Raw genomic sequence first — 26,006 nt, forward strand, 5'->3', positions numbered from 1 at the left:
CATCCTATGCTGACCGTGACCCGCAATTCTCTATCCGCCGATTTGATAATATGATTCTCAATTGTGGTCCGGATTCGTTCCGCGGTAATCATTGCGCCCTCATTAGTATTTTCGGGCAGAATAACAGCAAATTCTTCACCGCCATACCGTGCGGGGAAGTCATTATGCCGAATCGATTTTCTGATACACTGCGCAATTTCTTTAAGCACCAGGTCGCCGACCGGATGACCATAGGTATCATTAAAGCTTTTAAAATGATCGATATCCATCAGCAGCAGAGCAACTGTTCGCCGGTATCGTCTGGAACGTTCCATCTCATTTGAAAGCTGTTCCTGAAAAAAGCGATGGTTATTCAAACCGGTGAGCCCATCAGTGGTGGCCAACCGTTCCATTCGCTGGTAGAGCAACGCGCGGGTGATCGCTACCGAGGCATTACCGATCAGTGTTGAAAAAACCCGCTCCGATTCCTGAGTGAACTGGTTTGGGATACTACTCTCAACCGAAAGCAACCCAAGACACCGTGCTTCATCATCGAGAATCGGAAGAATCAGTATCGAACGAATCGAAGCGTCAGGAGGTTCATCAGGGAGAAAACGAAAATACTTACCTCGATACTGCTGAAAATCACCGATATTCACGATCTTTCTCTTCTGGAAGGCAAATGAATATATTCCGGTCGACAGAGGAAATTCAAACCTTTCCTTTACCATCCCTGTCGGATCGAACACTTTTGTGACCACGCCGGCCCTTTTTTGTCCATTAAAAACTATAGCCATTATTCGCGATGAATCGACCAGATGTTTTATCGTTTCGAGAAGAACGTCAAACACCTGATTAAAAGCCATCGCCGTGGTAAATTTCTGCGATGATTCATAAAAAATCTGGAATTGCCGGGCATTCTTTTCCTGACAAATTCTCATCCGGGCATTGGTAATCAGCGCCGCGGCGAGAGAGGAAAATCGGCGAAGAGTATCCCTGTGCTGATCGGTGAAGGCGCGCTTGTTCTTATTGTCAATAATTAATGCCCCCAGCAACTCCTTATCTGAGGAAAGAATTGGCGTCCCGCATATGGAATTCACCATTTCTTGACCGCTGTAATACAGGATTTTTTCCCCGTAGAGTGATAGATCACCGCTATTGAATGAACGTTTGTCCACGCCGATTTGGCCGATAATTCCTTTTCCTACAGGAATAGAAATATCCTTTTTGATAGAAACACTCTTTGAGAAAAAGGAATTTAATACAAACACCTGCCGTTCAGGATCAAAGATAAAACCCAGAGCGGAGTAGGCATCAAAATTGCGTCGCATGAAATAAACGACCGTCGACAAAAGACCTTCCACCTCCTCTTTGCCGGCTTGAGAAAAGGAACTGAGTGTAGTCGGTGAAGAGGACTCCTGGTCGGATCCCGGTTTTATTTCTTCCTTTTGAACAGGAAGCTGTTCTGCTGTATTTTTGGCATAGGCAATTATATCCGGAGAGATTCTTTTTCCCGAAGCTTTTTCTCGCCTGCCGAATTTGGCAATAAAAAAGGGGAAAACCCCGATAAGTGACATGATACTTATTTCCGGCAATAATTTCATCATAGTGACATCCAGAGAATCTCCAGTATGCAGTATAAGCATGCCTGTTTCAAAGACAAGAGGAACAATTACCGCAAGCATCCAGAACAGGATTTTTCCAAAACTCGCATAGAGAAGAATCAACCCGTAATACAAAAAAAGAAGTGGTGAATTATCAGGATAAACCAGAGAAGGATTTCGTGTCAAATGAATCGCTGCAATAATTATAATCATTATCCCCGGGAAAGTGCGGGTATTACATGCAACGTTCCAGTTCGCAAGCGAACCGATGAGAACCCAGAGAAGTGTAATGACGCCTGCGGTTCCGACAAGATAAGTGGAGAAGGGCAAATGAAGGAGAATTCCTGATGATTGCGCGGCAATTAGTAAATACGTAAGACTGGCATATACCAGATATTCAATAGCTGCCGGTATATTTTTGAATACTCTTGAGGATGTTAACAATACTTTTCAGCTCCAACAATACAATTTTTAATTATGTTTCCTTCGAAGGGCTCCCGGTGTTTTATTTTACTTTATATCGCAAAAGTCGGTACTTCTAAAAAGAATATCTATATTGTATAATCTGGTTATGGAAAATTCAAAGGATTCAAAAACATTCAAATATTATCTCTACCGTTTTTTAAGCGAGAAGCTGCAGCATGCTTTATCACGATGGCTATTGCGAAAGCAGATTACAGCAGTGGGCCTTCATTTTCCAATCACTCCATCTGAAGCCCGGAAGATATGTTTTATCCTTCCTAAAACGCCTCTTGAATCATTATTTCATCTCGATTCCGTGCTGGCACTTCTTTCCCGTTTCCCCAAAGTCGAGACGACTCTGGTCTGTGAGCAGAAAGTAAGCCCCTTTTTCAACAAGCTCCCCGGCATCGGAACGGTCCTCGAATATGAAGAAAATGAGCATTATCTTGGCTCTCGCGAGCTAGACAATTTGAGTAGTCTTCTTCGCAAAGAAGGCTTTACCATTTGCTTTTTGCTTGAGAAGAACGCCGACCTTCCATTGCTGATCCTTGCAGGGAGTACCGGAGCCCCTTTGCGTGCAGGTTTCTGGTCTACTAATGCATATCCATTTATTAATATCCGGGTTCGCCCCTCCCCCAACGATATATACCTGTCCGAACAAAATATGGTTCTGGCCAGTCTGTTCGGTGCCAGCTCCACTGGTGGCAATCGATGGGTTGTGGCGAAAAAGGCGCTTGAAGAAGTTAACTATCTTTTCCAGGAAACCGGCATCAAATTTTCTTCACGCCATATCGGTATCGACGCTGCAGCGCTGTTTGTAGAATTTGGAGAAAAATGGACAGAGTCTCTCCTGGATACACTAGTCAAAGAGCGGCATATTCCCTGTTATATTTATTTGCCTAACGATCAAAATGACAATAACTTACGATCATTGGCCCAAAAACTGGGCGTTCCTGTAATCAGCAATCTCAACGTTCCTCAGACAGCCGCCTTAATCCAACAGTCAAAAGCCATAATCAGCGGAAAAAGCAGTTTTTTCCAGCTGGCAATTCTGTTGCGTAAGACAGCGTTCGGTATATTTAATGAAAATGAACTGGCCCAGTATTGCAAATCCTCTTCCTATTCAAAAGGAATAGCATTTTCACGGAAAAGTGAAGATAAGGCTTTAAAAGAATTGCTTTCACTGCTTGAAACAGTGTGCTAATCACTTAAATAAGTTTTATTTTTTAATGAAGTTGACCGATATCGGGGTTGAATATATAATAAGTTATTGTGAATCCTATGATATCCAACTCGCTGAAAAATAAGATAGGTATCCATTCTATGTGGCAATCCTTGGAACGCAGCGTCTCATATATTGGCAAAAAGTTCCAGTTCCGGCTTGAAACCTGGAAAAGGAAACGGGAAATTGCCAGGGCCTATCATTCACCATCCCTGTTCAAGCATGTAAAAAAGCATGCTGTAACCACGGGTATTGTTGCAGGTGTGGTTGCTGGAGGCTTTTTACTTTACACCTTTTCTCCAGCAATAATTAAAACGACGAAAAATCTGCTGGAAACCCGCCAAAGGACATTTCGGGATTTCTCCAGAGCAGAAGCATCGCCGATTGAGCAGGAAAAGGCTGAAGAAAATGCCGCAAATCCCAAACCGGGGAAATCGGAACCTGTAAAAAAGCATATTCCTCCGGCACTAAAAACCGATTTTGCGATAATTGCAAATAAAAGTACAAAAAGTTTCTATTTATTAAAACAGCAATCACCTGCCACCTGGAATATTGTGGAGAAATATTTCATGGCTGTGGGCGAACGGGATGGAAAAAAAGAGCGTGCCGGCGACAAGAAAACGCCCGAAGGGGCTTATTTTATTACCGGCAGAAAGGAAAACAGCGAACTACCGGAAATTTATGGCCCCCTTGCCTTTGTATTGAATTACCCGAATGATGAAGATCGCAAATTCGGCCGTAATGGAGAAGGCATATGGATCCATGGAACACGCCCCGATTCAGTTCCTCTTCAAACACGGGGATGCCTCGAGCTTTATAATAAAGATCTCAGGGAATTGTCGTCCTATTTAAAGCTTGGAATGGGCACCCCGGTGATTATCATTAACGACCCTCAGCTCGAGAATCCCATTTCCGTACTCGCCCGAAAGGTTGCCCAAAAGCAGAATCGTTTCATGGCAAAACACAAAAAATATCAGGACACCTTTAAGCAAGTGCTCAATTCGTGGGAAAAAGCCTGGGAGTCCCGGGATATCGAACAATACGCTCATTTTTATGACACCTCCACATTTTTCGGCCAGGGGTTACATTGGAATGCCTGGAAAGAGAAAAAAGAGCGGACATTTACCATTTATTCGTTTATTGAAGTTGGCATCGAAGATATTACCCTTGCAGACTTTTCCGATTCAACCGCGGTTGTGAAATTTATTCAAACCTATACCTCCGATGCTATAAATGTACAGAATGGCAAAAAGCTTTCTTTCATAAACAGGCAAGGCGCCTGGAAAATTAAAATGGAAACGACCTTCCCTCAGGAGGAGCATATATCATGATGTTCTCTTTTTCAAAGAAGCAGGAAATTAAAAACCCACAACAGTTGGCAGAAACAATTGAGGCGCACCTCAATGAAATTCAGGATTTACTCAAAAACGCACGTGCCGAAAAAGTCGACCTCCATTCTCTTCTCGCATCGGTTGAAAAAGAACGTTCCGATGTTATGGCCGAGAAGCAGACAGCTGAGAATGTTCAGGGAAATATCGGCAAGATGGAAGTACGTTTTACGGAGCTTTCAAAGAAACTCGACCGTGCTGATGAAAAATATTCGAATATCGAAGCATTGCTTTCCAAAACCGGATCGCTTGAAGAACGGATAGAAAAAATCGAGTCATCGGTAAATAAAATTACCACCAACCAAAACATGGTAGACGAAATGGCTTCTTCAATCGATTCCCTGGTGTCGAAAATCGAAAAAAGAGGTGATTCAAGTCTGCTTGACCGTACCCTCAAGGCCGTACAAGAATTCGACGAGCGCAAGGAAAAAGCATTCGGCTATGTAGAAGAAATGGAAAAACGATCCCAGAAGATTGAAACAAGCTTTACAAAAACCCAGGCGATGCTCTATGAAACGCAGTCACAAACAGAAACGTTAGAGGGAAAGCTTTCCGATTTCAGTGAAGAAATCAACAAGGTCAGATTACTGAAGGAAAAGATCGACAATCTGAACAATCTTTCCGAGTATATCAAAAACAAAGTAAAGTCTCTTGAAGCCCAGCGGATTGTGGTTGACAAAGCGACCGAAGAAGCGGGGCGGTTGAATTCGCTTACCTGGAAAATCGATTCTGAAATGAAATATCTCCAGGAAAAAGTTTCCAAACTGGATAAGGCCGAAAAAAACATCGATCGTATCAATACGCTGCTCGAAGAGAGTCATGCATCTATTACGGAAATACGTCAGTTCCAGAAACTTATGGATCAGACTACCGAAAAAATCAAGGAGATCAAGGTACTCGATACACAGCTCGAAGAAAAGCTTGATGTTTTCAGATCCAACAGCGCCCATGTTGAGGAAGTAAACGAACGGGCACACGAGGTTATGACCATTGCCCGTAATACCGAAGCCATTCTCAATACACTGACAAAACACAAACAGATGCTCGAAAACAGTAACAACCAGATTGTTGAATACGAAGGCAATCTTAATAAGATCAGATCTAAAATCGATGAGCTTAATCAGGAATGGAGCGCTGTCGATACCATTACCCAGCGCATTGCAGGATGCCAGACCCAACTGGATGAAATCGATTCCCGTTTTGAATCCATTCGGAAAAACGAGCGGAATATCGAAGCATTTGAATCCAAACTCGAGGATATGCGCACCCTGATCGACGACACATGCAGAAAAGAAGAAACATTACATGAGTATCGCACTGAAGCCGAAGAACTGACTAAACGTATGGACACCTTCTTCTCGAGCGCCGAACTTCTGGAAGAAAAAATCAAGGAACTTGGTGAGCACGAGCAGGAAATCATGGCCATGTCGCAGCAAATCGATGAATTAAAAGCACTTTCGAAAACAACCAGTGATTCTATCAAGGATACTGAAGGAAAGGCCCAAATCATCAAAGATGTCGACGAAAAAATACGGAATCTCGGAACGATGGTTTCGGATATTGACGATCGCATTAATACGCAACTCGAACGAAAAGGAATGATTGACGCCACCGAAAAACGGCTCGATCAATTAAACTACCTTCTCGGTGATATTAACATGAAAATACAGAATCTTACCAAAGAACAGAAGGCGGTCGAAGATGTTCTTCAACAGCTCTCCGCGATTTCGGCTCAGTCGCTTGAAGCAAAGGAAATGATGAAACGTCTTTCTGAAGAAAAACAGGCCTTGACACAGGAAGAGAGCCGTATCCGGGAAATGCAGAGCCAGCTCGAGACCATGGTAAGCCAGGGTAACGACTCACTCAATGTCTTTACCGGCAAAATATCCGATTTCAAAACCGCCGCCGCAGAAAACACTAACGATTTGCAGCAGTTACATGATGAAATCGACAACCACATGAAAGAGATCGACGGCCACAATCAGTATATAAAAACGGCGTCGGAAAAACTTTCTGAAGTACAAGGTGGTATCGAAACGCTGAATGCGGAGATGGACCAGATTAACCGCCGCTCTTCCAAGATTGAAACCATCGACAAACGCCTCGAAAGTCTCAACACGGTAATCAGCGATATGGAAATCAGAATCGAGACGATCGATAAAGACCGGGAAATGGTTAATGAAACCCAGAAAAAGATCGATCATCTTGGGGAACTTGCCCGGAAAGCGCAGCATGAAATCGAAGAAATCGAATCTCAGGCTGAAGAAATCCAGAATACCCGTCAACAGGTATTTAAACTTGAAGAAATCATGGATTCAGTTGACAAGCGCGTCTCACGACTTACAAAAGAAAAAGCTTCGATAAAGGAAAGTGAAAACCGCATTGCAACACTTAACCTTCTTATGGAAGATATCAAAGCGCAGATAACCAATGTAACAACTGAAGAGGAGCGGATTCGCGAAGCTATCGAGAAAACCTCGGAACTGCGATTTCTTCTGGGAGAAGTGGAATCAAAGCTTTCAATTTTTCGACAGGAAAAAGAGCGGCTTAATATCTGATTCCGACATTAAATTACTGTCCGTATATATCTGAGACGACATAAGCGATTCGGGGGTCTGGCCGGAGCAAATGAACCCCAACCCGATATTGCGAAATGGTGGCCTGAACTCAAGATCAGCGCCATGGCAACAAGTTACCTGCGGGCTCGTAATCGTAGTATATTTGCTTTGATCAGCTTCTGGTATCCGCCGTTACAGGAAATGGGCTATAATGCTGTTAATGGAATGGTCGGTCGAACGATCCGCCGAAAACCTGATTACCCAAATCAAGGAAGTCAACCCCCGGGTTGATACCGAGCTGATTAGCAAGGCGTTTTGTTTCTCCTGGGAAGCACACAAGAACCAGGTCCGCAAATCCGGAGAGCCCTTTCTTTCCCATCCCGTTGCCGTTGCCCTCATTTTAGCCGAATTACAGCTCGATTCGATTACAATCGCCGCAGGCCTTTTACATGATGTTCTTGAAGATACTCCGGTCGACAAGGATCAATTAACCGAAGAATTCGGCGAGGAAATTGCCCCGCTGGTTGATGGCGTTACCAAGATCCAGAAATTTGAGATGAAATCCCGGGCTCAACGCCAGGCCGAAACCTATCGGAAAATGCTTTTGTCCATGGCCAAAGATATCCGGGTAATTATCATCAAATTTGCCGACCGGCTCCATAATTTACGCACACTGAAATATTTAAAACCGTCAAAGATTCGAGATATCGCGGCCGAAACAATCGATATCTACGCCCCCCTGGCTCACCGTCTCGGAATGGCAAAAGTCAAATGGGAACTTGAAGATCTTGCATTCAAACATCTACACCCCGATGAATACAAAAAAATTGTCACAAAAATTGTAAATTCACGCTATGACCGTGAAAAACTTATCGACAGCTTTACTATTCCTCTCCGGCATAAGCTCGAACAGGAAGGAATTGAAGCGACTGTAATCGGCCGTCCCAAGCATTTTTACAGTATCTACCGCAAAATGCACCTCTATAACCGGCCCTTCGAAGAAATATACGATCTTCTTGCAATCCGGGTTATTACCAACAGTATCAGGGATTGCTATCATGTTCTGGGCATTGTCCATTCAATATGGAAACCCATCCAGGACCGTTTCAAAGACTATATCGGGACGCCTAAACTGAATGGATATCAATCGCTGCACACGACAATATTTGGTGAGCACGGCAATATTACTGAAATACAGATACGGACCTGGGAAATGAACCATGTTGCTGAGGATGGTATTGCAGCGCACTGGCGATATAAAAATGGTGAAGAAGACATTAATTCAAAGGATGAACATGCGCTGGAATGGCTGAAGAATCTTATCGAATGGCAAAAAGATCTCACCGATTCGGCAGAATTTTTTGAATTTTTCAAAGTTGACCTGTTTCATGCCGAAATATTCATATTTACCCCCAGAGGAGACCTGATTTCTCTTCCCAAGGGCGCTACGGTCCTGGATTTTGCCTTTGCCGTTCACACCGATCTGGGACTTCATTGCATCGGCGCAAAGGTTGACGGCAAAATTGAGCCGATAAACACAGTTTTAAAAAGCGGTTGTACTGTCGAAATTCTTCATTCATCATCCAAGTGGCCCTCTATCGACTGGCTGCAGCACATCCAAACCGCCAAAGCCCGTTCCTCGATCCGGCGGTATTTTAAAAATATGGAAAAGCACGAAAGTATCGAGCTGGGCAAAAAGATCATCCGTACAAATTACAATAAACTCCATTTTTCTTCCCAATTTACTGATCATGTACCGGGAATGTTGAAATCTTTGGGAATCAACAACCTCGATCAGGTCTACGAACTCGTTGGAAAAGGCGAACTTCCCATCAGCCGAATTGTACACTACTTTCAAACGCGAAAATCCAGGCAGTCGATGCCGTCACGAATGGTATCGGGATTTGTTCGTACTTTTGTTAATCCCAATTTTCCGATACCTGTCGACGACACCGAAAATATAATGATTCGTTTTGCCAAATGCTGCAATCCGATCCCCGGCGATTCCATCATTGGATTCGTGACTAAAGGACGAGGTATTGCCATACACCGTTCGGATTGTCCTCATGTTAATAGCTTCCGTAATGAGGAAGAACGAACTATTGCCGTCAGCTGGGACAATCAGGAAAATGGCCGGTATGTTGTTATAATTGAAATTGTCGCCAATGATTCTCCCGGCCTTCTTTATGAAATATCGAAGGTATTTACTAATTTCGGCGCTAATGTGATCGAAGGATCGATTAGAACCGAAAACCAACGGGTACATAATATTTTCAAGATTGAAATCCGTAACAAGAATCAACTGAAACAGATTTTCAGGCGAATACAAAAAATTAAAGGAATTGAGAAGATATCCCGAACAAAAGATTATATTTATTCCTCAAAAAAATAGCCGATTTTGCTCTGATAGTACCATTTTATCACCTTTTAGATGAGTTTAGTTGCACCTATGGGTTTCATACAATCATTTTTGATTGAAATTGCCGCTTTTGCAGGCGGGATCGGTATTGCGGTGATGATCCTTTTCCTGAAAAATCGTACCAGGAGTAATCTTGCCGACATCCAGGAGACCCACACAACATTTGTTTTTTCCGGCAATCTGAAACAGACATCGCTTCTTGATGCAATTCAGTTTCTTGAAATCGGGCGTCGCCAGGGAATTCTCCATATCTACTGTGGCCGCCGGAAAGGATATCTTACATTCGCTGATGGGAAAGTAATTGATGCATTTTATCGGAATACCACTGGAAGAGAAGCGATTTTCGCCATGCTCGATCTTGAGGAAGGCGATTTTTATTTTGAACCGAAAATGATCATGCAACCTCAATTAATGCAGGAATCCATTCTGGATCTGACATTTGAGTGGGATGCAAGAAAAAACAGCTGAACAGACTGAATTTATACATAGTAACTTTAATTTTTTGGAGTACACACCATGTTAGGGAAGTTAAAGATCTTTGCCGGTAATGCAAACCAGCCTCTGGCAAAAGAGATCTGTCGGTATGCCGGAGTTCGGCTTGGTAAATGTAAGATTATCAAATTCAGCAACGAAAACATTAAAGTAAAAATCGATGAAAGCGTTCGGGGCAAAGATGTTTTTGTTATTCAGCCCTCCTGCACCCCTGTTAACGAAAATTTCATGGAGCTTCTGATTCTTATCGATGCTATCAAGCATGCGAGTGCGGCACGCATCACTGCAGTTACTCCCTATTATCCCTATGTTCGCTCCGACAAAAAGGATGAAGCCAGAATATCCATCACGGCCCGTCTTGTAGCCGATCTGCTTCAGACCGCCGGCGCCCATCGAGTCATGGCCATGAACCTTCATTCTCCCCAGATTCAGGGCTTTTTCCGCATTCCAGTCGATCACCTTCTCGCCGGAAAAGAGCTTTGTGAGTTTTTTAAAAAAGAAGGAACCGAAGACTGCGTCGTTGTTGCCCCTGATTCGGGCAGTGCCAAGCACGCAAAATATTACGCAGCAGTACTTCAGCTCCCTATGGCCATTATGGACAAACGTCGTACCGATGACACTGAAAATCCAACGATTCATTCCATTATCGGCGATGTAAAAGGAAAACGGGCGTTGATTTTTGATGATGAGGTTGCTTCCGCCGGTTCGCTCTGTCAGGTAACCAATGTCCTGCACGACCTTGGGGTTAAAGAAGTTCAGGCGTGCTGTGTTCATGGTGTTCTTTCCGGGAGTGCTATCGAACGTATAAAGACAAGCAATTTATCGCGACTCGTTGTAACCGATACCGTGTATATTCCCGAATATAAACGGATTCCTCAGCTTCATATCATTTCTGTAGCAGAACTTTTAGCAAAGGCAATTACCTATACAAACCAGGGTAAGTCGATCAGCGGGTTGTTTGATCGCTATTGAGGGCACCTATGAGTCAGACTCGATTTAATACAATGCTTCCGCTCATACTCTGGGCATGTATAATTGTAATTTTAAGTTCGATTCCCGGCGAGCAAATGCCCATTGCCACATCGATGTGGCAATGGGATAAGATTGCACATTTTGGTGAGTACTGTATTCTCGGTTTTCTTCTCATGCGCCATATCAATTACCGGAATCCTTCGGCCGGATGGAATCTTATTGCTGTATGGATTTTCTTTGCCCTTCTTTTTGCCTGTATCGATGAGGTTCATCAGACGCTGATACCAAATCGCATGTGTACCTGGCAGGATTTTATAGCCGACTCCCTGGGCATTTTTTCAGGCTTTGCTCTTTGGCATATCAGAACGGCAAAAAAGAAGGTAGCATGATTAAACTGATCCTTGGCGCCAACGATGCCGGAAGCCGTCTTGACCGCTATCTTCGAAAACATCTTGCTCTCAAATCCCTTTCAGCTATTTATCATCTTATTCGGCGGGGTGATGTAAAAATTAACGAAAAAAAAGCTAAGGCCGATTATCGAATACATGATGGTGATGTACTTGAAATCCCTTCGCTTAGTAACGCCGAATTAGTTCATAAAAAAACCGCTCCTTCAACTCAGATAAAAAATCTCGTTAACACCGATTTTTTTAACCGGAATTTTAAAATTATTTTTGAAGATGAAACCTTGATTTTATGCAATAAACCGGTTCGCCTTGCGGTGCATCCGGGTACCGGTCACCTTAAAAGCGACACTCTTATCGATTGTGCCAAGAGCTATATCCTCAGTAAAACCACGGCAAAAAATTACATAGAACCGGTTCTGGTCCATCGACTCGACAAAGAAACTTCCGGTATTATAATGATAGCCAAAAACAAACAGGTCCTCAGAAAAATTCACCACTCCCTTCGTCAAGGAGATATTACCAAAGAGTACATTGCTCTTTGTCATGGTGTACCACAATCCAGGAAAGGGACCATTTCACTCGGTCTGGAGCGAACTCATACCACTGCCGGTGGAACCAAAATGAAAGTAAGTACCAATGGCACTGGTTCACAAAGCCGTTACAAAGTTACCTGGAATTCGGGGCATATATCAGAACTTTCGATACTGCTCGACACAGGAAAAACTCATCAGATCAGAATCCATACCGCTCATGAGGGATTTCCCATTATCGGCGATATGCGGTATGGTGACCGTGAGCAGGATAAAAAGATTTTTACCGCCACCGGATGCATGCAACGGATGTATCTCCATGCTTATCAGCTGACATTCCCTCACCCTGTCACCCGGGTGGTTTTCAATTTTACTGCGCCCATACCCGACGAATTCGGCCGGCTTAAAAATGCTATAAAGAACAGACGCTTTATTGCAAATAGGCGCTGACTATGCTATTATAGCTATAAGGACGATCTTTGGTATTGTGCCACCGAGCGTAGAGTATATTACTTTCATAAAATTATGGCATCCCAGGACACAAAATCTACAAAGCGATTCTCGCTTAAAGGTAATGTCGAGATCGAAAATCTCCTTCCCCGAATTGAGCGGACATTTTTCAAGGTCGGCTCGACATTAGGCAAATACCGCATTATCGAAGAAATCGACCGTGGCGGAATGGCAGTAGTCTATAAAGCACTGCAACTCGATCTCGACCGGGTCGTCGCCCTCAAAGTCCTTCCGGCGAACATAACAATCAACCGTCGCTTTGTGGACCGTTTTCTTTCGGAAGCTCATGCCGTCGCTCAGCTCAATCATCCCAATATAGTCAGTATTCATGAAGTCGCCATGGAAGACAATGTTTACTTTCTGGCAATGGATTATATCCCGGGCAAAAATCTGTACTATTATCTTAATCTTGAGAAGCCCAAACTTGTTGATGTACTTGAAATAGTATCCACTCTTGCCGATGCATTGGGTTATGCCCATCGCCAGAAGATTGTCCACCGTGATTTGAAACTGAATAATATCATTATGCGGGATGATGCATCGCCGGTACTTATCGATTTCGGTCTTGCAAAAGCGCTGGAGAATGAAGAAGGGTCTATTACCCAGACCGGCGAAATCATGGGCTCCCCGGCCTACATGGCGCCCGAACGGCTGCTGGGTGCCGCAGCCGATCACCGGAGCGATATCTGTTCGCTGGGAATTATGCTCTACGAAATGTTAACTTTCAAGAATCCCTACCTTGATCCCCGAAGCATACATCAGACAACAATGAATGTACTGGAATCGGATCCTATTCCTCCCCGCAAACTTGTGCAATGGCTGCCTGTTGAAGTTGAAGCAATAACTCTTAAAGCCATGCACAAAGATCAGGATAAGCGATACCAGACCATGGAGGAAATGAGTGACGATGTACGGCGTTATCAGAAAGGCGAACCTGTTCTTGCACGCCCGCCTTCGTTTATCTCACGGGGCAAACATTTTTTTAAAAAATACTGGGCCTGGGCTGTCATCACCACGTTAATAATCCTTTTCTCAACTATTATCGGTATTTCGCTCTATACTCAGAACCGGAAAGAAAGGCCTCATTGGCAGTTGGTCTATTCAGAATCATTCAGCACCGACAAAACCGATGAAAACTGGCAATCATTTACAATGGGGCAAAGCCGGGAAAAACCGATCTGGGTAATCCGTGACGGCGCTCTTCACGCACCCGGCAATACATCCGGATTTATCAGGCTCGAAAAACCCCTGACCAGAGATATTAAAATCGAGTTTGATATTGCAGCAACCGAAAAGTCATTGTTTGATGTCGGTTTTTTTCTTAACGGCGACTCGCCGGACAGTGGATATACCTTTCACATAAATCGTTGGGGTACGCCTGAATGCGGAATCACCTTCCCTTCCAGTAAGTTCCTTTTCAGGGATTTCCTTCTCCCGGACCATCCTGAACGTTGCTCATATCATGTCACCGTTGAAAAACAAAATGGACAAATTTCTTTTTCAATTAACGACAAACATATTGCAACGATATGGGACCTTTTTCCGCCACTCGGAAAATCTCACCAGAAAATCGGGTTCTTTTCCTCCGGTGGTACAGTGCTTTTTGATAATTTAAAAGTTTATCGTCTTGCTATTCCTCGGCTCTCCAGCCCGACACATGTTGCCGACCGTTTCTGGGAAAGAGGAGATCTTGTAACTGCTCTCGAAGAATACTCGATGCTTCTGGAAGACTTTCCCGATTTTGAACAGGAACCCGATGTACTTCTTAAAATCAGTGACTGTCTGATCCGGATGCAACGGTATACCCGGGCGCGGGAATTTCTTAACAAAACACTGAACTCAAAATACAGTAATCAAACCCATCTTGCACAAGCCCATTATCTTTTTGGAACTCTTTATTACCATCAGAACAATTTTGATGAAGCGATGATTCGTTTCAGAGAGTTACATAAACGATATCCATCTCATCCGGGTAATCAGCATGCCATTTTACTGATGGCACAGCGGAATGCCTCTCTTATCGATAATAACCGGATTAATGAAGCGCTTGCCAATGTCGACAGTCTTGCCTGGGCTTACAATGATCAGACAAGCTTAACAGGGAATCTTTATCTCTATGCGGCAAATCATTATCTTCGTGCTAAAATGCCCGGAAAAGCGTTATCGGTTTTGACTCGGGCCGCGGACCGTTTCAGTGATAACCCCATTCTTCTCTCCAGTATCCGGTTGAAAAGAGGAATGGCATATTTAATGAAAGGGGAGAGAAAAAAAGCCAATGAAGCATTTAACCGAAGTATTACTCCACCAATACAAACCCATGACGGCTGGATGGGATGGATGATGCTTGCACAAATATACGAATATCGCTTTATGTATAAAGATGCGTTAAAGATTTACCGGAAAATCTATCAGGAATGCCCTCGCGGAACAGACCTTCCCTGGCTGGCGAAACTGAAAACGGGTGAACTCGCACCCTATACCAGGCAACACAAGGACTTCGATTTGCTGTTCAGGTCGGTTATTGATGCCCCAAGCCCCTACCCCCTTCCCCGGGCAACTGCACAGTTTTATCTGGGAGAACTTTCCGAAAATGAATTTCATGAGATTCTTGAAAAGCTGGGTTATGATAGTCGTGAGATATTCAGATTCACCGCTCAAAAAGAATTAATAGAAGGTAATTATCGGGCTTCACGCCGCAACTTCAAAAGATTTATGCGCCACCTTTCCCGATCTTCATGGGAATACCATTTTACAGAACGGATTTTGCAAAATCCGATACTTCGATAGAGAGCAGAGTGATTACGAAGTTATGAGAAGGTCACGAGATAAAGTCGTGATGCCAATTCTGCCAATCACGATCTGGCCTTAAGCCTGCTATCTGGTCGCAATATTTATCCCGAATTGAAAGAGAAGTATAACCACAATAATAATCGCAATTATTCGGACGATTATCTCAACCCAGGCTGGAATACGTGGTGTTGAGTGAGTCGGCTTCTTTTCTTGAGCCGAAAACTGTTCGGGTGAAGTCCCGGTTTTATCGGTATTTCTCTTCGGATTAGATTCACCACCGGAATCCAGAATTTCACGAAGATTTTTTTCAAATCCTGAATCATCACCATTGTTTTTCATGATATGAATATACAAGAATGTTACAATTTTAACAACGAAGAGTGCTCATAAACAATATCTGTTAGTGTAGATTCGAATTAGTATACTTCACGCAGCACCGGAACTGCATGCCGATAAAAGGCCTACAAATCCGGGTTTGGAAAACAGGTGTTGCTATTTCAATTAATTTCAATGCCTTTGGGAGGCTGGAAAGAGCAATAAAAGCGAACCAAAAAACTTTTCGTCATAAACCCTTGAATAATTGTGCAATTTTGGGTTATTTTAACCCTTTAAAAATGTGGCTAAATCAAGAAATGGAATATAATGCAGTCAGGAGTCGGTTCTAGAACAAAACATATAGATCTACATATTCATACTAAATATTCGGACGGTTCGCTTTCGGAGCAGGAAGTGGTTGATATGGCATTTCAAAAGAACCTGAAGGCCATAGCCATTACTGATCATGATTGCATTGATGCATATCCTCTTGCTCAAAAGCTTGGTTCAGAGTTGGATATTGAGGTCATTCCTGCGGTTGAGCTTTCATCGGAGATTGAAGGCATGGATATCCATATTCTTGGATATTACATCGATGATACCAACGAGGATTTTATCCGGAAGCTTGCTGAGATGAAACGCGCCCGGTATAAGCGGGCAAAAAAAATGGTCGAGAATTTAAACGATCAAGGGACAGATCTCCGATTTGAAACAGTGCTTAATATTGCCGGAAAAGGAGCGGTGGGCCGACCCCATATCGCGGCAGCATTGTTAAAAGAAGAACTGGTATATTCATTCAGAGAAGCTTTTGATAAATATATCGGTTACGACTCTCCCGCCTATGTCAAAAAGATGATCCTTCATCCAAAAGAAGTTTTCGACCTTATTCGTGAGGCGAATGGACTTCCTATTCTCGCTCATCCGGGAGTCACCAAAGTTAATGACAGATTAGATGAATTTATGCGGGATGGCCTTGCCGGTCTTGAAGTTTATCACTCCGAGCACTCCCAGTCACAAACCCGGCATTATCTTCGGTTTTGCAAAACTCACGACTTATCATATTCCGGCGGCTCCGATTTTCACAGCATAGCCCATTACAGAGCGGAAATCGGTGTTCCCCGGGTTCCCTACAATGCCCTGAAAAGTTTAAAAGAAAAACACCAGTCTCTCTCTTAAACATTAAACAGGAACATTTATGAATATTATTCCAGTTATCTTAGCCGGTGGAATCGGAGAGCGTTTCTGGCCTTTAAGCAGGTCGTCATCACCTAAGCAGCTTCTTCCTCTCATCAGTGATAAGCCAATGATAATCGAAACGCTTCAGAGGGTAGATGATTTCTGCAGTGCTCAACAGAGGCCTTTAATTATTACAGGGAAAAAAATAGCCTCTGCGATAAGTAAGGTATTGCCCGGGAACCTTTCCTGTGAATTCATTAAAGAGCCGGTTGGGAAAAATACTGCTCCCGCCGTATGCCTTGCTGCGCAGTGGATTATCCGCAAGCATTCCGATGCCGTGATGGTTGTATTATCGGCAGACCATGCAATATCTCCGAAAAGATCATTTGTATCAGCAATAAAGTATGCTGCCGGCCTTGCGGAGCAGACGGATCGCCTGATCGTATTCGGTATTCCGCCCTCCCGCCCTGATACCGGTTATGGCTATATCCGTCGTGGGAAACCGATCGGCAGTAAGGGGAATGTCCAAAGCTGTCTGGTGCAGAAATTTGTCGAAAAGCCTTCCGATAAAAAGGCTGCATCCTATGTTAAATCGGGCAATTATTTCTGGAACAGCGGTATGTTTGTCTGGAAGTGTTCTATTATTCTGGAAGAATTTCAGAAATATATGCCCTCGGTATATGCTCTGTCGGAGATGGCCGCACGGAGTAATTTCTCACAAAAAGCAATCGACAGCTTTTATCACAATGTCGAAAATGAATCAATTGACTTTGGAATCATGGAGCATTCGAGGCGTGTTGCAATGGTTACACCCCGGTTCTCCTGGGACGATGTAGGTTCGTGGGAATCGGTGGCTCGTCATAACCGGTCATCTGCCGGGGGTTGCACGTTGGTAGGTGATTCTATCTATGAATCAGATATTTCAAATTCTATTATAGTCAATAAGTCGAGTATGAACCTGGCAGCTATTGGCCTCGACAATATTATTTTAGTCGCAGTCGGCGATGCCGTTCTGGCCATATCCCGTGACAAATTGCCCGACCTGAAAAAGCATCTCGGCAAGATGAAAAAGAACAGTTCGTTCTCCGAAACGCTGTTTTAACATTAAATCAGGTAAAGAAAAAGAGAGCGGAACTATGGAGCCCCCATCCGTGATGTTTGTAGCAGGCGATCCATCGGGTGACAACCATGCAGCCGCCGTCATTCATCAACTCAAAACATCAGATCCTTCACTCGAATGCTTTGGTATCGGCGGTCCGGCCATGCAGGCACAGGGTTTTACCGCATTAATGCCTTTCGAGCCCTTCAATAAAATGGGTTTTGCCGAAGTCGTTACCCATCTTCCCTTTTTTCTCAAAGCAAAAGATAAATTGATCAGAATCATGGAGCGGAAAAGGCCGTCTGTTCTTGTTTGTGTCGATTATCCCGGTTTCAATTTTCCGCTTATGAAAGCGGCTCATAAAAGAGGTGTTCCGGTCATCTATTATATCGTTCCACAGGTATGGGCATGGAAAAAGAAACGCGCAAAAATTCTCGGAACCACGGCATCCTTTATCGGCGTTGTTTTTCCTTTTGAAGAAAAAATCTTTACGCCCTATCCTTCACCGGTCCGTTTTGTAGGGCATCCCCTTGTTGAGTCGATCAATAATAAGAAAGAGAATAAACATACCTCGGATATTGATATCCTTTTTAAAAACAAGGATTTCCGTATCGCTTTGATTCCCGGAAGCCGGCCCCAGGAAATTGACCGGAATCTGGGCCCTATGATTGAAGCCTGCCGACACCTTCTCCGGCAATATCCTTCTTTAACAATATCTATTTCCCGCCACCCCCAGCTCCCAGAATCGCTCTTTGCTCCTCATATCGGCGAAGTTAAGGCCGAGTTGTTCACCGGCCCGCTTGATAAACTCCTGGAAAAATCCGATCTCGCATTTGTAACTTCAGGTACAGCAACGCTTCAAACAGCACTGCACGGCGTACCCATGGTAATCGCCTATAGAACATCCTTTATTACCTACCAGCTTATTAAACGGGCGGTCAGTATAAAGCATATCGGAATGCCGAATATCATCTGCGGGCGCACCGTAGTCCCCGAATGTATTCAGGAGCGTATGAAACCCGAAACGCTTGCCCGGGAAATGGAGCAATTCATAATGTCTCAATCCTGCTATATCGAAACAGCAAACACTCTGTCGGATATCAAAAACAAACTCGGCCGGAAAAAGCCTTCCCTAGAAATTGCCACCGAAATTAAAAAGTACATAACCAGCATACCACTTTAACTTAACGGAGCGCAATTTTGTCTAAAAAGAAAGCACCCCCTATGTCTTCCCCCCGCACCATTGTTTCCGTCTGTTCCAACTGTGCCGTATGCTGCACCGAACCGATTGTGCCGGTAACCGACAGTGATGTTCATCGAATTACCAAAAGGACGGGTCTTAGAGCAAATCAAATCGTTCGCTTCTACAGCTATAGCGATGCCGATTACGATCCGGAAGCCGGATTATGGATACGAATGCCCTATGGTAAACGACTGCTTGGTTTAAAAAAGAAAAATGAACGGTGCATCTTTCTTTCCCCTCAAAATCTCTGCACAATTTATGAATTCCGTCCCTTAACCTGCAGAACCTTTCCCTTTCAGGAAGCCGACAGTGAAAGCGGTCAGAAGCTGGAAATTAATAAAGCAGTCAAATGCCGTCTTAAAATTGCCGATGTAAAACTTCAGGAAGGTGTTATGTCGCAAATCGCCCGGGAAAACTCCGAAGATGAGCGCTACGAACGCAAAGTTCGAAAATGGAATCGAAGCGGAGGTAAATCGTTTGACGACTATTTGCGATTCATGAAACGGACCTCTTAGGGGGAGGAGAAAATGGCAGGAACGTTCAAATGAACGCCCCTGCACAATGAGCAATCATCAGGAAAAATCGATATTAAACCCACCTTCACCATCATCACCGATATGAATACTTTCGTAAGCGTCTTCACCCGCACCGGTTCGTGCCAGAAGTTGACGGGATATTGCCGGAAGCAGCGTCTGGTCGATAACCGCATCGGCATTGCGAGCCCCGGCCTCAATTGCTGTACAGTTAGCGGCAATGTTATCGATAAGGGAAGGTGAACAACTGAATCTGATACGGTGATGTTCATGGATTCGCTGGGCGACCTTATCGAGCTTGAGAGCAACGATACCCCGCATCCTCTCTTTGTCGAGAGGACGGAAAGGTACGATTTTGCATCGCCCAAGCAGAGCCGGCTGAAAATGAGCGCTCAGGGTCGGGCGGATTGCAGCGATGATCTCTTCATGGGAAGCGGTCGCAGATTCTTCTGCAGGCGCCTGTTCCCCCTCTTCACCGGCAGCTTCGGCACCGGCAGCTTCGGCATTTTCTTCAGCCGACGGCTTGTCGGGGATGCACATGTCAACAATTTGGTCCGAGGCCAGGTTCGAGGTCATAATAATGATCGTATTGCGGAAATTAATTTCACGACCTTCGCCGTCACGCATAAACCCTTTATCAAAAACCTGATAAAAAAGATTCATCACTTCAAGATGAGCCTTTTCAACTTCATCTAAAATAACAACCGAGTATGGTTTCTGACGTACGGCTTCGGTAAGAATACCCCCTTCACCATATCCTACATATCCGGGAGGCGATCCCTTGAGTTGAGAAACCGTATGTTTCTCCTGATATTCCGACATGTTAATGACAGTCATGAACTTTTCACCACCAAACATTGTATTGGCCAGTGCAATTGCTGTTTCTGTTTTCCCTACCCCGGATGGCCCTACAAAGAGAAATACCCCCATCGGAGCATCGGGATTTGCCATTCCTGTTTTTGATGCCCGGATTGTATTGGCAAGTTCATACAATGCATCATCCTGACCTATAACCCGTTGTCCAAGCCGTTCTTCAAGCTCTAAAAGCGTCCTGGCTTCGTCCTTGAGCATTGACCCTACAGGAATTCCTGTCCAGTCAGACACAACCTGAGAGCAGACTTCCGGTGATACGCAGGGGAACACCATCGGGACCTCGCCCTGAACTTCTTCAAGCTTTTTTGTCTCCTCCTCAAGTTCTGCAGAAAGCTTTTTGGATTCTTCCGATAAAGGATCTTTTTCCCGCGAGACACTACAGGCATCCTGAAGCTCGATTATTTTTTGGGCAAGAACTTTCTCCTTTTCCCATTTCTCGGTCAATTGTTTGATTTCTTCTTCTTCAGCGGCAATGGTTTCTTCACATTCCCTGATTGGGTCATCTGAAGTGATAATTCCGGCATCACGGTCCTTTTTTAAGGTTTTCAATTCGAGCTGTGCATTAATAAGTGCCCGTTCGGCTGAATCGAGCACGCCCGGTTTCGTGCTCTGACTCATACGAACCCGTGCACAGGCCGTATCGAGCACATCGACCGCCTTGTCTGGAAGTTGTCTTCCCGAGATATATCGATGCGACATGGATACCGCCGATTTGATGCCGTCATAGGTGATCCGCACACCATGATGTTTTTCATAGCTGGTACCGATACCTCTGAGCATAATACTGCATTTTTCCTCATCGGGTTCTTCTATTTTAATGAGCTGAAATCTCCGGGTGAGAGCCGGATCTTTTTCAAAGTATTTCCGGTATTCCGACCAGGTGGTTGCAGCCATGGTCCGCAGTTCACCCCGGGCCAGTGCCGGTTTCAATAAATTGGCGGCGTCACCCTGTCCAGCAGCTCCTCCGGCGCCGATAAGTGTATGAGCTTCGTCGATAAATAAAATTGTGGGGGTCGCACTGTTTTTAATTGCATCGATAACGTTTTTCAAACGCTTTTCGAACTCCCCTTTGACACTTGCACCTGCCTGGAGGAGCCCCAGATCCAATCCCCACAAATCAACATTCTTCAGATGCTCCGGAACGTCCCCATTGGCGATACGAAGCGCAATGCCTTCGATAATAGCGGTTTTCCCCACTCCGGCTTCACCAACCAGAATAGGATTATTTTTCCTTCTGCGGTTGAGTATATCAAGCGACTGCCTGATTTCCTCATCCCGTCCGAGAATAGGATCGATTTTGCCGTCCCGCGCTTCTTTAGTGAAATTTGTACAATACTGATTGAGGATATCCTCACCTGCACCAGCTGCACCGGGCGCACCTTTCGGTGCGGCAACACCGGCTCCCTGCTGTTCGGCTGACGGTCCTGCTATTTTGAAAAATTCCTGCTTTAATGTTTCTACATTTACTTTTGAAAGAATGGTTCCATAAGCCGACATGGCCGTCATACCCTTTTCGATCGCAGCAATAAACAATGCTCCTGAAGTTACCGCCGAAAGGCCGAAATCAAGCGAACTGAGCGTCCAACCATGCTCAAGCACTTCAAGAAAGGGAGGCGAAAACGAAGGTTTTCCGGTACTTCCCGACTGAAAACCTTCAAGCTCCTGATTAACCGCTTTCTTAAGCTGCGAAGAATCGATTTCGAAATGACGGAGAATATGAGGAATATCGCCCTGCCCCATATCAATGAACTGCATCAGCATATGTTCCCACCGAAGCTCGTAATGACCTCGATTGACACAAAACCCAACCGCACCCTCCAGAGCATGCTGGCAATGGTCATTCAACCGTTCCAACAGCTTGCGTATGTCTTTAACTGCCATGAAACCACTCCTTTGACAATATCGAAATTCGTAACTCGAAATTCGAAATAATAGGATAATGAATTGTAAATTCGAAATCCGATCCCGCTGAAGCGGGATGAAATTCAAAATGGAATTAATATAACATTATCTGAATCTGGTGCTGCAGCACCTCTTCTTTTATTACCATTGATCTCTGACGGCTGAGTGCCGACTACTGTTCTCTATCTGCCGATTGTCACGGTCTGAATATCCGACTTTCCCGAAGATTTTCCCAGGGCAGATGTTCTTCCCAGGGGTGCATTATTGGCACCGAGCCGGCTCGGAACCAGATCCGAACTTTGAAGTTTGACCTGGATATCGAAATCGAGCGGATCGGCGGTAAAATCTTCGATGAGCTTTTCCATGCGACGGATATTTTCGGTTCCCGACAGAAAGGCTTCGAATATATCTCTTGTCAGAGGCCCGATGATGATCCGGAATTTACCTGCAATATCCCAGATCTTTGTTCCCAGAAGTGTATTTCTGCCAAGCTGCGCATCGGTTCCGATTTGTTTCGGATCACTTACATCAGCCCACCGGGGCACCCAGCTTTCAACTTCGACAGGAATGCCACCAAACACGTCGGAAAGCATGGTCTGCAATCCCGCCGCACTTCGCCGGGGCCCGGCTAAAACACCACAATAGGCAAGGAGACCCATGCGTTCTTCCGCAACAGAACCGAGGCTGTCGATCCCGGTCATGGCCGCTATTCTCCGGACAAGCGGATCGTTATGCTTGCGAAATGTCGATTGGAGAAGAAAATATTTTTTCCAGGCCCGGTAGAATAGCGTGTATAGCCGATGATTGAATATGGTAATAAAATCTTTAAGCGGTTGAGCGTTTTCGGGGTCGGTGTTGATATATTCTGTAAAGTAAACAGGGAGTGGCGAAGAAACTCCCGCCAGCTCCATAAAGGAAAGAATAAAGGTAATAACGCCTTTGTCTTCGGTAATACCGGCAATATCACCGGGCGGAAAGTCCAGGACACATTCGGGTTCCATCCGGATACGGCCCGAATCAACCGGATCTTCGGCAAGCCCCTCACTCCGAAACTTCTCTTCGAGCAGCGAGAGGGCCTGAAAGAAATTGAACTTATTGCCCTCTTTCAGTAAGCGTCCGGTTAAATTACCCATTGTTTTCCCTTAAGAGAATTCCAGCGAAGCTGCTTGCTTGATGGTTTCAATATCAGAATCAGCTCAATGAACGAATTTATCGAAACATAATGGGCAAGAAACTCCTTGAGTATCTGTCCAAAAAGATGTATGTCCCCAATGTCAAGAAACTCACTTTCGAGAAGTGACACCGAAAATTCGATACCCCGAACAACAGCGCCATTAATTGTCATTTCGGTCGACTGGGCCTGAACATCGGAAATACCCTTGATTCGCCGGGCACGACCTTCGGAATTGGACCAGTCGTAAAGTTTCAGAAAGGATTTCAGGGTTTCGGCTGAAGCAAGTGTCGAATAGGTCGCTCCCAGATGAGAAAGAAATGTCCAGAGATAGTGCCCTTCTTTGGGCGGCATAAACGGCATCGTGGGTCGGGTTATATTGGTCACCATTACGTAATCGGGAAATCCGGGCCCCGGCTTATTGATATCCCCTTCCCGAAGTTCGTCACGGGGAAGGGTTCCGTTAGTAAGCCATGCTTCAATCGACAGGGTCTCTTCATGAAGCTCATCGTCCACCAGGCGTTCACCGCCCAGAGCAACAAAACACTGCCGTTGTGCATCAGGACCATAACGATACTGAACCGTATAGGTTTTTCCTGTTCTGTCGCCGATATGCTTGAATGAATGGAAAGGGTTGTAAACAATTCTTTCGCCCGTCGTCCTGTCGACGCCGGTAATCGAGACAACACTGTGGGTATGAAAGGAACCAGGATAGGAAGAATCTGCAACAACTCTGCATTCGGGCTCGTGACCGGACCAGTAGACCGGTTCGGCATCTTTTTTGAATATATTTGCAATGGGTGAACAGAAAAGCCTGAAATTTTCTGCCCCGAAAGGTTTGTCCGGAACAAAATCATCATTGAAAGTGAGAGAATAGGTAAAACTTGAAGGATTTTCTTCGGGTAGGGGAATTGCATCAAAACCGTTCAGATTCACAAAGAGAAATTTGTCGGGGAATATAAAGTATTCCCGCAGGAGAGCGTATCCCCAGAAATTTCTGCTTTCTCTCGGAAGTAATGATTCGGAAGGTGTCAGTCCTCCGGGAGTAACAGCTTTTTCGGGATCCAGAGTGGTAGTCTGTGTGCCGTTCTGCAAGGAAATCGAAGCTCTCAGCACCCGACGAGTCAAAAATTCATGGAGCATCAATGCGGTTGGAAGTTCGGCATAAAGAAAAAACTGTATCGACGAGACTCCGAGTGAATCCCATTGCACTCCGGGTTCCAGAATAAAATGAAAATCGAGGCTTGCCTTTCCCCGGGTATCGACTTTTCTCTCGATATTTTTCAAGGCATAGGGCCCGATAGTAACATCCTGGGTTGTGCTGAACCTGCAAATTGCCGACTCAGATCCTGCTGGAGGGGAAAGGATTTCGGCACCCCGCTCGATTATCCGTGTACTCTGCAGGAAGCCACGCCGGGGCTTGAATTCCACGACTGCCAGTGAAGGGACCTCTTCAAGTAACTGAGGCCATAAAAGCCCCATGAGCCCCTCGGTTAGTTCTGGAAATGAATCATCGATTTTCTCCCGTATCCGAGCGGCAAGAAAAGCAAAACCCTCAAATAAGCGCTCCACATAGGGATCCCTGTCCCCGACTGCATCGATATTTAAAAACCGTGCACGGTCCGGATGGGCCCGGGCAAACTCTTTTCCTGATTCATAAAGATAACGAAGCTCTTCTTCGTAATATTTCTCAATCATTATTATTCAGTCCTTCTCCACGGCGAAATCTGCGAATTACCCATACTGGTAAAAGTGGTCTGAAATCTGACCACCCCACCTTCCTTTAACTCTCCCGAAAGAATGAATTCAATTTTAAATTCCTTGTCCTTTGGTTCGGTACGGATAACTTTTACTTTCTTTAACCGTGGCTCATACTTTTCAACAGTTTTACGGATTGCCTCCTGAAGCTCTTCAATACCATCCGGCATTTTCCGGTACATTTCGGAAATATCCGGCAGACCGTAATCCTCCAGATGCGGAATGCTCCCTTCACGGGTATTGAACATTCTGCTCAAATGGTCCATAATTGAAAGCACTCGTCGACTCTGCGGCGCAACGCTGTCAACAGGGGTCTTATCGAGGAAATGGCCGGTTAGACTTTCAAAAAGAGCCTGATTCATTCAGTCTCCGGGATAATGAATAATGAGCACCAATCGTAATAACTATTATCATAATAACTATTATCGGATATCAAATATATAATACGTGTATTGAACGATGCAGGATTTTTTTATAGAGCGGGAGGAGAAGTAGTGGGGGAAGATTAAGGGAGAAGAAAAGAGTGAACAGCAGCGTTTGTGAAAAACCGGTTTTAAACGGTTGATTTTCACCTTCGTGCATTTTTAAGCCTTGACCGTCTTC

The 26,006-nt window shown here is 44.7% G+C and carries 19 protein-coding genes; 13 read left to right on the forward strand and 6 right to left on the reverse strand.

Annotated elements, in window-relative coordinates; genetic code table 11:
• On the reverse strand, positions 1-1,913 hold a 1,913-nt coding region (locus GF401_20635), incomplete at its 3' end, for a diguanylate cyclase (GenBank protein ID MBD3347471.1).
• A gap of 241 nt (positions 1,914-2,154) precedes the next feature.
• On the opposite strand from GF401_20635, the gene GF401_20640 reads away from it, so the two are divergent.
• The 9 genes from GF401_20640 to GF401_20680 all read left to right on the forward strand — a co-directional run bounded on the left by GF401_20640 (position 2,155) and on the right by GF401_20680 (position 15,330).
• Positions 2,155-3,249 carry a hypothetical protein gene (locus tag GF401_20640; protein MBD3347472.1) on the forward strand — a complete coding sequence of 365 codons (1,095 nt, stop codon included), beginning with the start codon at positions 2,155-2,157 and terminating at the stop codon, positions 3,247-3,249.
• A gap of 77 nt (positions 3,250-3,326) precedes the next feature.
• Positions 3,327-4,598, forward strand: a complete 1,272-nt coding sequence (locus GF401_20645; protein MBD3347473.1) for a L,D-transpeptidase family protein — start codon at positions 3,327-3,329, stop codon at positions 4,596-4,598.
• The gene (locus GF401_20650; protein ID MBD3347474.1) at positions 4,595-7,213 is read left to right on the forward strand and encodes a hypothetical protein; all 2,619 of its coding nucleotides are present in this window, start codon (positions 4,595-4,597) and stop codon (positions 7,211-7,213) included. Before GF401_20645 ends, GF401_20650 begins: the two co-directional genes overlap by 4 nt.
• Before the next feature lie 211 nt (positions 7,214-7,424).
• Positions 7,425-9,605, forward strand: a complete 2,181-nt coding sequence (locus GF401_20655) for a RelA/SpoT family protein (GenBank protein ID MBD3347475.1) — start codon at positions 7,425-7,427, stop codon at positions 9,603-9,605.
• Between the two features lie 39 nt (positions 9,606-9,644).
• A complete protein-coding gene (locus GF401_20660) occupies positions 9,645-10,100 on the forward strand; it encodes a DUF4388 domain-containing protein (GenBank protein ID MBD3347476.1) in 456 nt (151 codons plus the stop codon).
• Between the two features lie 48 nt (positions 10,101-10,148).
• The gene (gene prs, locus GF401_20665) at positions 10,149-11,096 is read left to right on the forward strand and encodes a ribose-phosphate diphosphokinase (protein MBD3347477.1); all 948 of its coding nucleotides are present in this window, start codon (positions 10,149-10,151) and stop codon (positions 11,094-11,096) included.
• An 8-nt stretch (positions 11,097-11,104) separates the two neighbouring features.
• Complete coding sequence (locus GF401_20670) at positions 11,105-11,485, forward strand: hypothetical protein (GenBank protein ID MBD3347478.1); 381 nt, start codon at positions 11,105-11,107, stop codon at positions 11,483-11,485.
• A complete protein-coding gene (locus tag GF401_20675; protein ID MBD3347479.1) occupies positions 11,482-12,483 on the forward strand; it encodes an RluA family pseudouridine synthase in 1,002 nt (333 codons plus the stop codon). The genes GF401_20670 and GF401_20675 overlap by 4 nt, the downstream gene beginning before the upstream one ends.
• A gap of 75 nt (positions 12,484-12,558) precedes the next feature.
• On the forward strand, positions 12,559-15,330 hold the full coding sequence (locus tag GF401_20680; GenBank protein ID MBD3347480.1) for a protein kinase: 2,772 nt from the start codon (positions 12,559-12,561) through the stop codon (positions 15,328-15,330).
• An 87-nt stretch (positions 15,331-15,417) separates the two neighbouring features.
• On the opposite strand, the gene GF401_20685 is transcribed toward GF401_20680, so the two are convergent.
• Entirely contained in the window at positions 15,418-15,672 is a 255-nt protein-coding gene (locus GF401_20685; protein MBD3347481.1) for a hypothetical protein, read from the reverse strand.
• A gap of 303 nt (positions 15,673-15,975) precedes the next feature.
• Here GF401_20685 and GF401_20690 point away from each other — a divergent pair, with 303 nt between their 5' ends.
• From GF401_20690 to GF401_20705, 4 genes are read left to right on the forward strand one after another with little or no spacing between them, the layout of a single operon-like run.
• Complete coding sequence (locus GF401_20690; protein MBD3347482.1) at positions 15,976-16,824, forward strand: PHP domain-containing protein; 849 nt, start codon at positions 15,976-15,978, stop codon at positions 16,822-16,824.
• 19 nt (positions 16,825-16,843) lie between these two features.
• Positions 16,844-17,926: an NTP transferase domain-containing protein gene (locus tag GF401_20695; protein ID MBD3347483.1), complete on the forward strand. Its 1,083-nt coding sequence runs from the start codon at positions 16,844-16,846 to the stop codon at positions 17,924-17,926.
• 34 nt (positions 17,927-17,960) lie between these two features.
• Complete coding sequence (gene lpxB / locus GF401_20700; GenBank protein MBD3347484.1) at positions 17,961-19,106, forward strand: lipid-A-disaccharide synthase; 1,146 nt, start codon at positions 17,961-17,963, stop codon at positions 19,104-19,106.
• Positions 19,107-19,123: 17 nt separating this feature from the next.
• A complete protein-coding gene (locus GF401_20705) occupies positions 19,124-19,681 on the forward strand; it encodes a hypothetical protein (GenBank protein MBD3347485.1) in 558 nt (185 codons plus the stop codon).
• Between the two features lie 57 nt (positions 19,682-19,738).
• Here GF401_20705 and tssH read toward each other — a convergent pair whose 3' ends face one another.
• The 4 genes from tssH to tssE form a co-directional block, all read right to left on the reverse strand.
• The gene (gene tssH, locus GF401_20710; GenBank protein MBD3347486.1) at positions 19,739-22,453 is read right to left on the reverse strand and encodes a type VI secretion system ATPase TssH; all 2,715 of its coding nucleotides are present in this window, start codon (positions 22,451-22,453) and stop codon (positions 19,739-19,741) included.
• Positions 22,454-22,656: 203 nt separating this feature from the next.
• On the reverse strand, positions 22,657-23,607 hold the full coding sequence (gene tssG / locus GF401_20715; protein ID MBD3347487.1) for a type VI secretion system baseplate subunit TssG: 951 nt from the start codon (positions 23,605-23,607) through the stop codon (positions 22,657-22,659).
• Positions 23,595-25,343, reverse strand: coding sequence for a type VI secretion system baseplate subunit TssF (gene tssF, locus GF401_20720; GenBank protein ID MBD3347488.1), 1,749 nt, complete (start codon positions 25,341-25,343; stop codon positions 23,595-23,597). Before tssF ends, tssG begins: the two co-directional genes overlap by 13 nt.
• A gap of 2 nt (positions 25,344-25,345) precedes the next feature.
• Entirely contained in the window at positions 25,346-25,765 is a 420-nt protein-coding gene (tssE, locus tag GF401_20725) for a type VI secretion system baseplate subunit TssE (GenBank protein ID MBD3347489.1), read from the reverse strand.
• Positions 25,766-26,006: the final 241 nt, after the last annotated feature.

The sequence above is a fragment of the Chitinivibrionales bacterium genome (assembly GCA_014728215.1).
Lineage (GTDB): Bacteria > Fibrobacterota > Chitinivibrionia > Chitinivibrionales > WJKA01 > WJKA01.

Bases quoted from the DNA above. Each gene is read 5' to 3' on its own strand.
- GF401_20640 (MBD3347472.1), top strand. From the start codon at position 2,155: ATGGAAAATTCAAAGGATTCAAAAACATTCAAATATTATCTCTACCGT.
- GF401_20645 (MBD3347473.1), top strand. From the start codon at position 3,327: ATGATATCCAACTCGCTGAAAAATAAGATAGGTATCCATTCTATGTGG.
- GF401_20650 (MBD3347474.1), top strand. From the start codon at position 4,595: ATGATGTTCTCTTTTTCAAAGAAGCAGGAAATTAAAAACCCACAACAG.
- GF401_20655 (MBD3347475.1), top strand. From the start codon at position 7,425: ATGCTGTTAATGGAATGGTCGGTCGAACGATCCGCCGAAAACCTGATT.
- GF401_20660 (MBD3347476.1), top strand. From the start codon at position 9,645: ATGAGTTTAGTTGCACCTATGGGTTTCATACAATCATTTTTGATTGAA.
- prs (MBD3347477.1), top strand. From the start codon at position 10,149: ATGTTAGGGAAGTTAAAGATCTTTGCCGGTAATGCAAACCAGCCTCTG.
- GF401_20670 (MBD3347478.1), top strand. From the start codon at position 11,105: ATGAGTCAGACTCGATTTAATACAATGCTTCCGCTCATACTCTGGGCA.
- GF401_20675 (MBD3347479.1), top strand. From the start codon at position 11,482: ATGATTAAACTGATCCTTGGCGCCAACGATGCCGGAAGCCGTCTTGAC.
- GF401_20680 (MBD3347480.1), top strand. From the start codon at position 12,559: ATGGCATCCCAGGACACAAAATCTACAAAGCGATTCTCGCTTAAAGGT.
- GF401_20685 (MBD3347481.1), bottom strand. From the start codon at position 15,672: ATGAAAAACAATGGTGATGATTCAGGATTTGAAAAAAATCTTCGTGAA.
- GF401_20690 (MBD3347482.1), top strand. From the start codon at position 15,976: ATGCAGTCAGGAGTCGGTTCTAGAACAAAACATATAGATCTACATATT.
- GF401_20695 (MBD3347483.1), top strand. From the start codon at position 16,844: ATGAATATTATTCCAGTTATCTTAGCCGGTGGAATCGGAGAGCGTTTC.
- lpxB (MBD3347484.1), top strand. From the start codon at position 17,961: ATGGAGCCCCCATCCGTGATGTTTGTAGCAGGCGATCCATCGGGTGAC.
- tssH (MBD3347486.1), bottom strand. From the start codon at position 22,453: ATGGCAGTTAAAGACATACGCAAGCTGTTGGAACGGTTGAATGACCAT.
- tssG (MBD3347487.1), bottom strand. From the start codon at position 23,607: ATGGGTAATTTAACCGGACGCTTACTGAAAGAGGGCAATAAGTTCAAT.
- tssF (MBD3347488.1), bottom strand. From the start codon at position 25,343: ATGATTGAGAAATATTACGAAGAAGAGCTTCGTTATCTTTATGAATCA.
- tssE (MBD3347489.1), bottom strand. From the start codon at position 25,765: ATGAATCAGGCTCTTTTTGAAAGTCTAACCGGCCATTTCCTCGATAAG.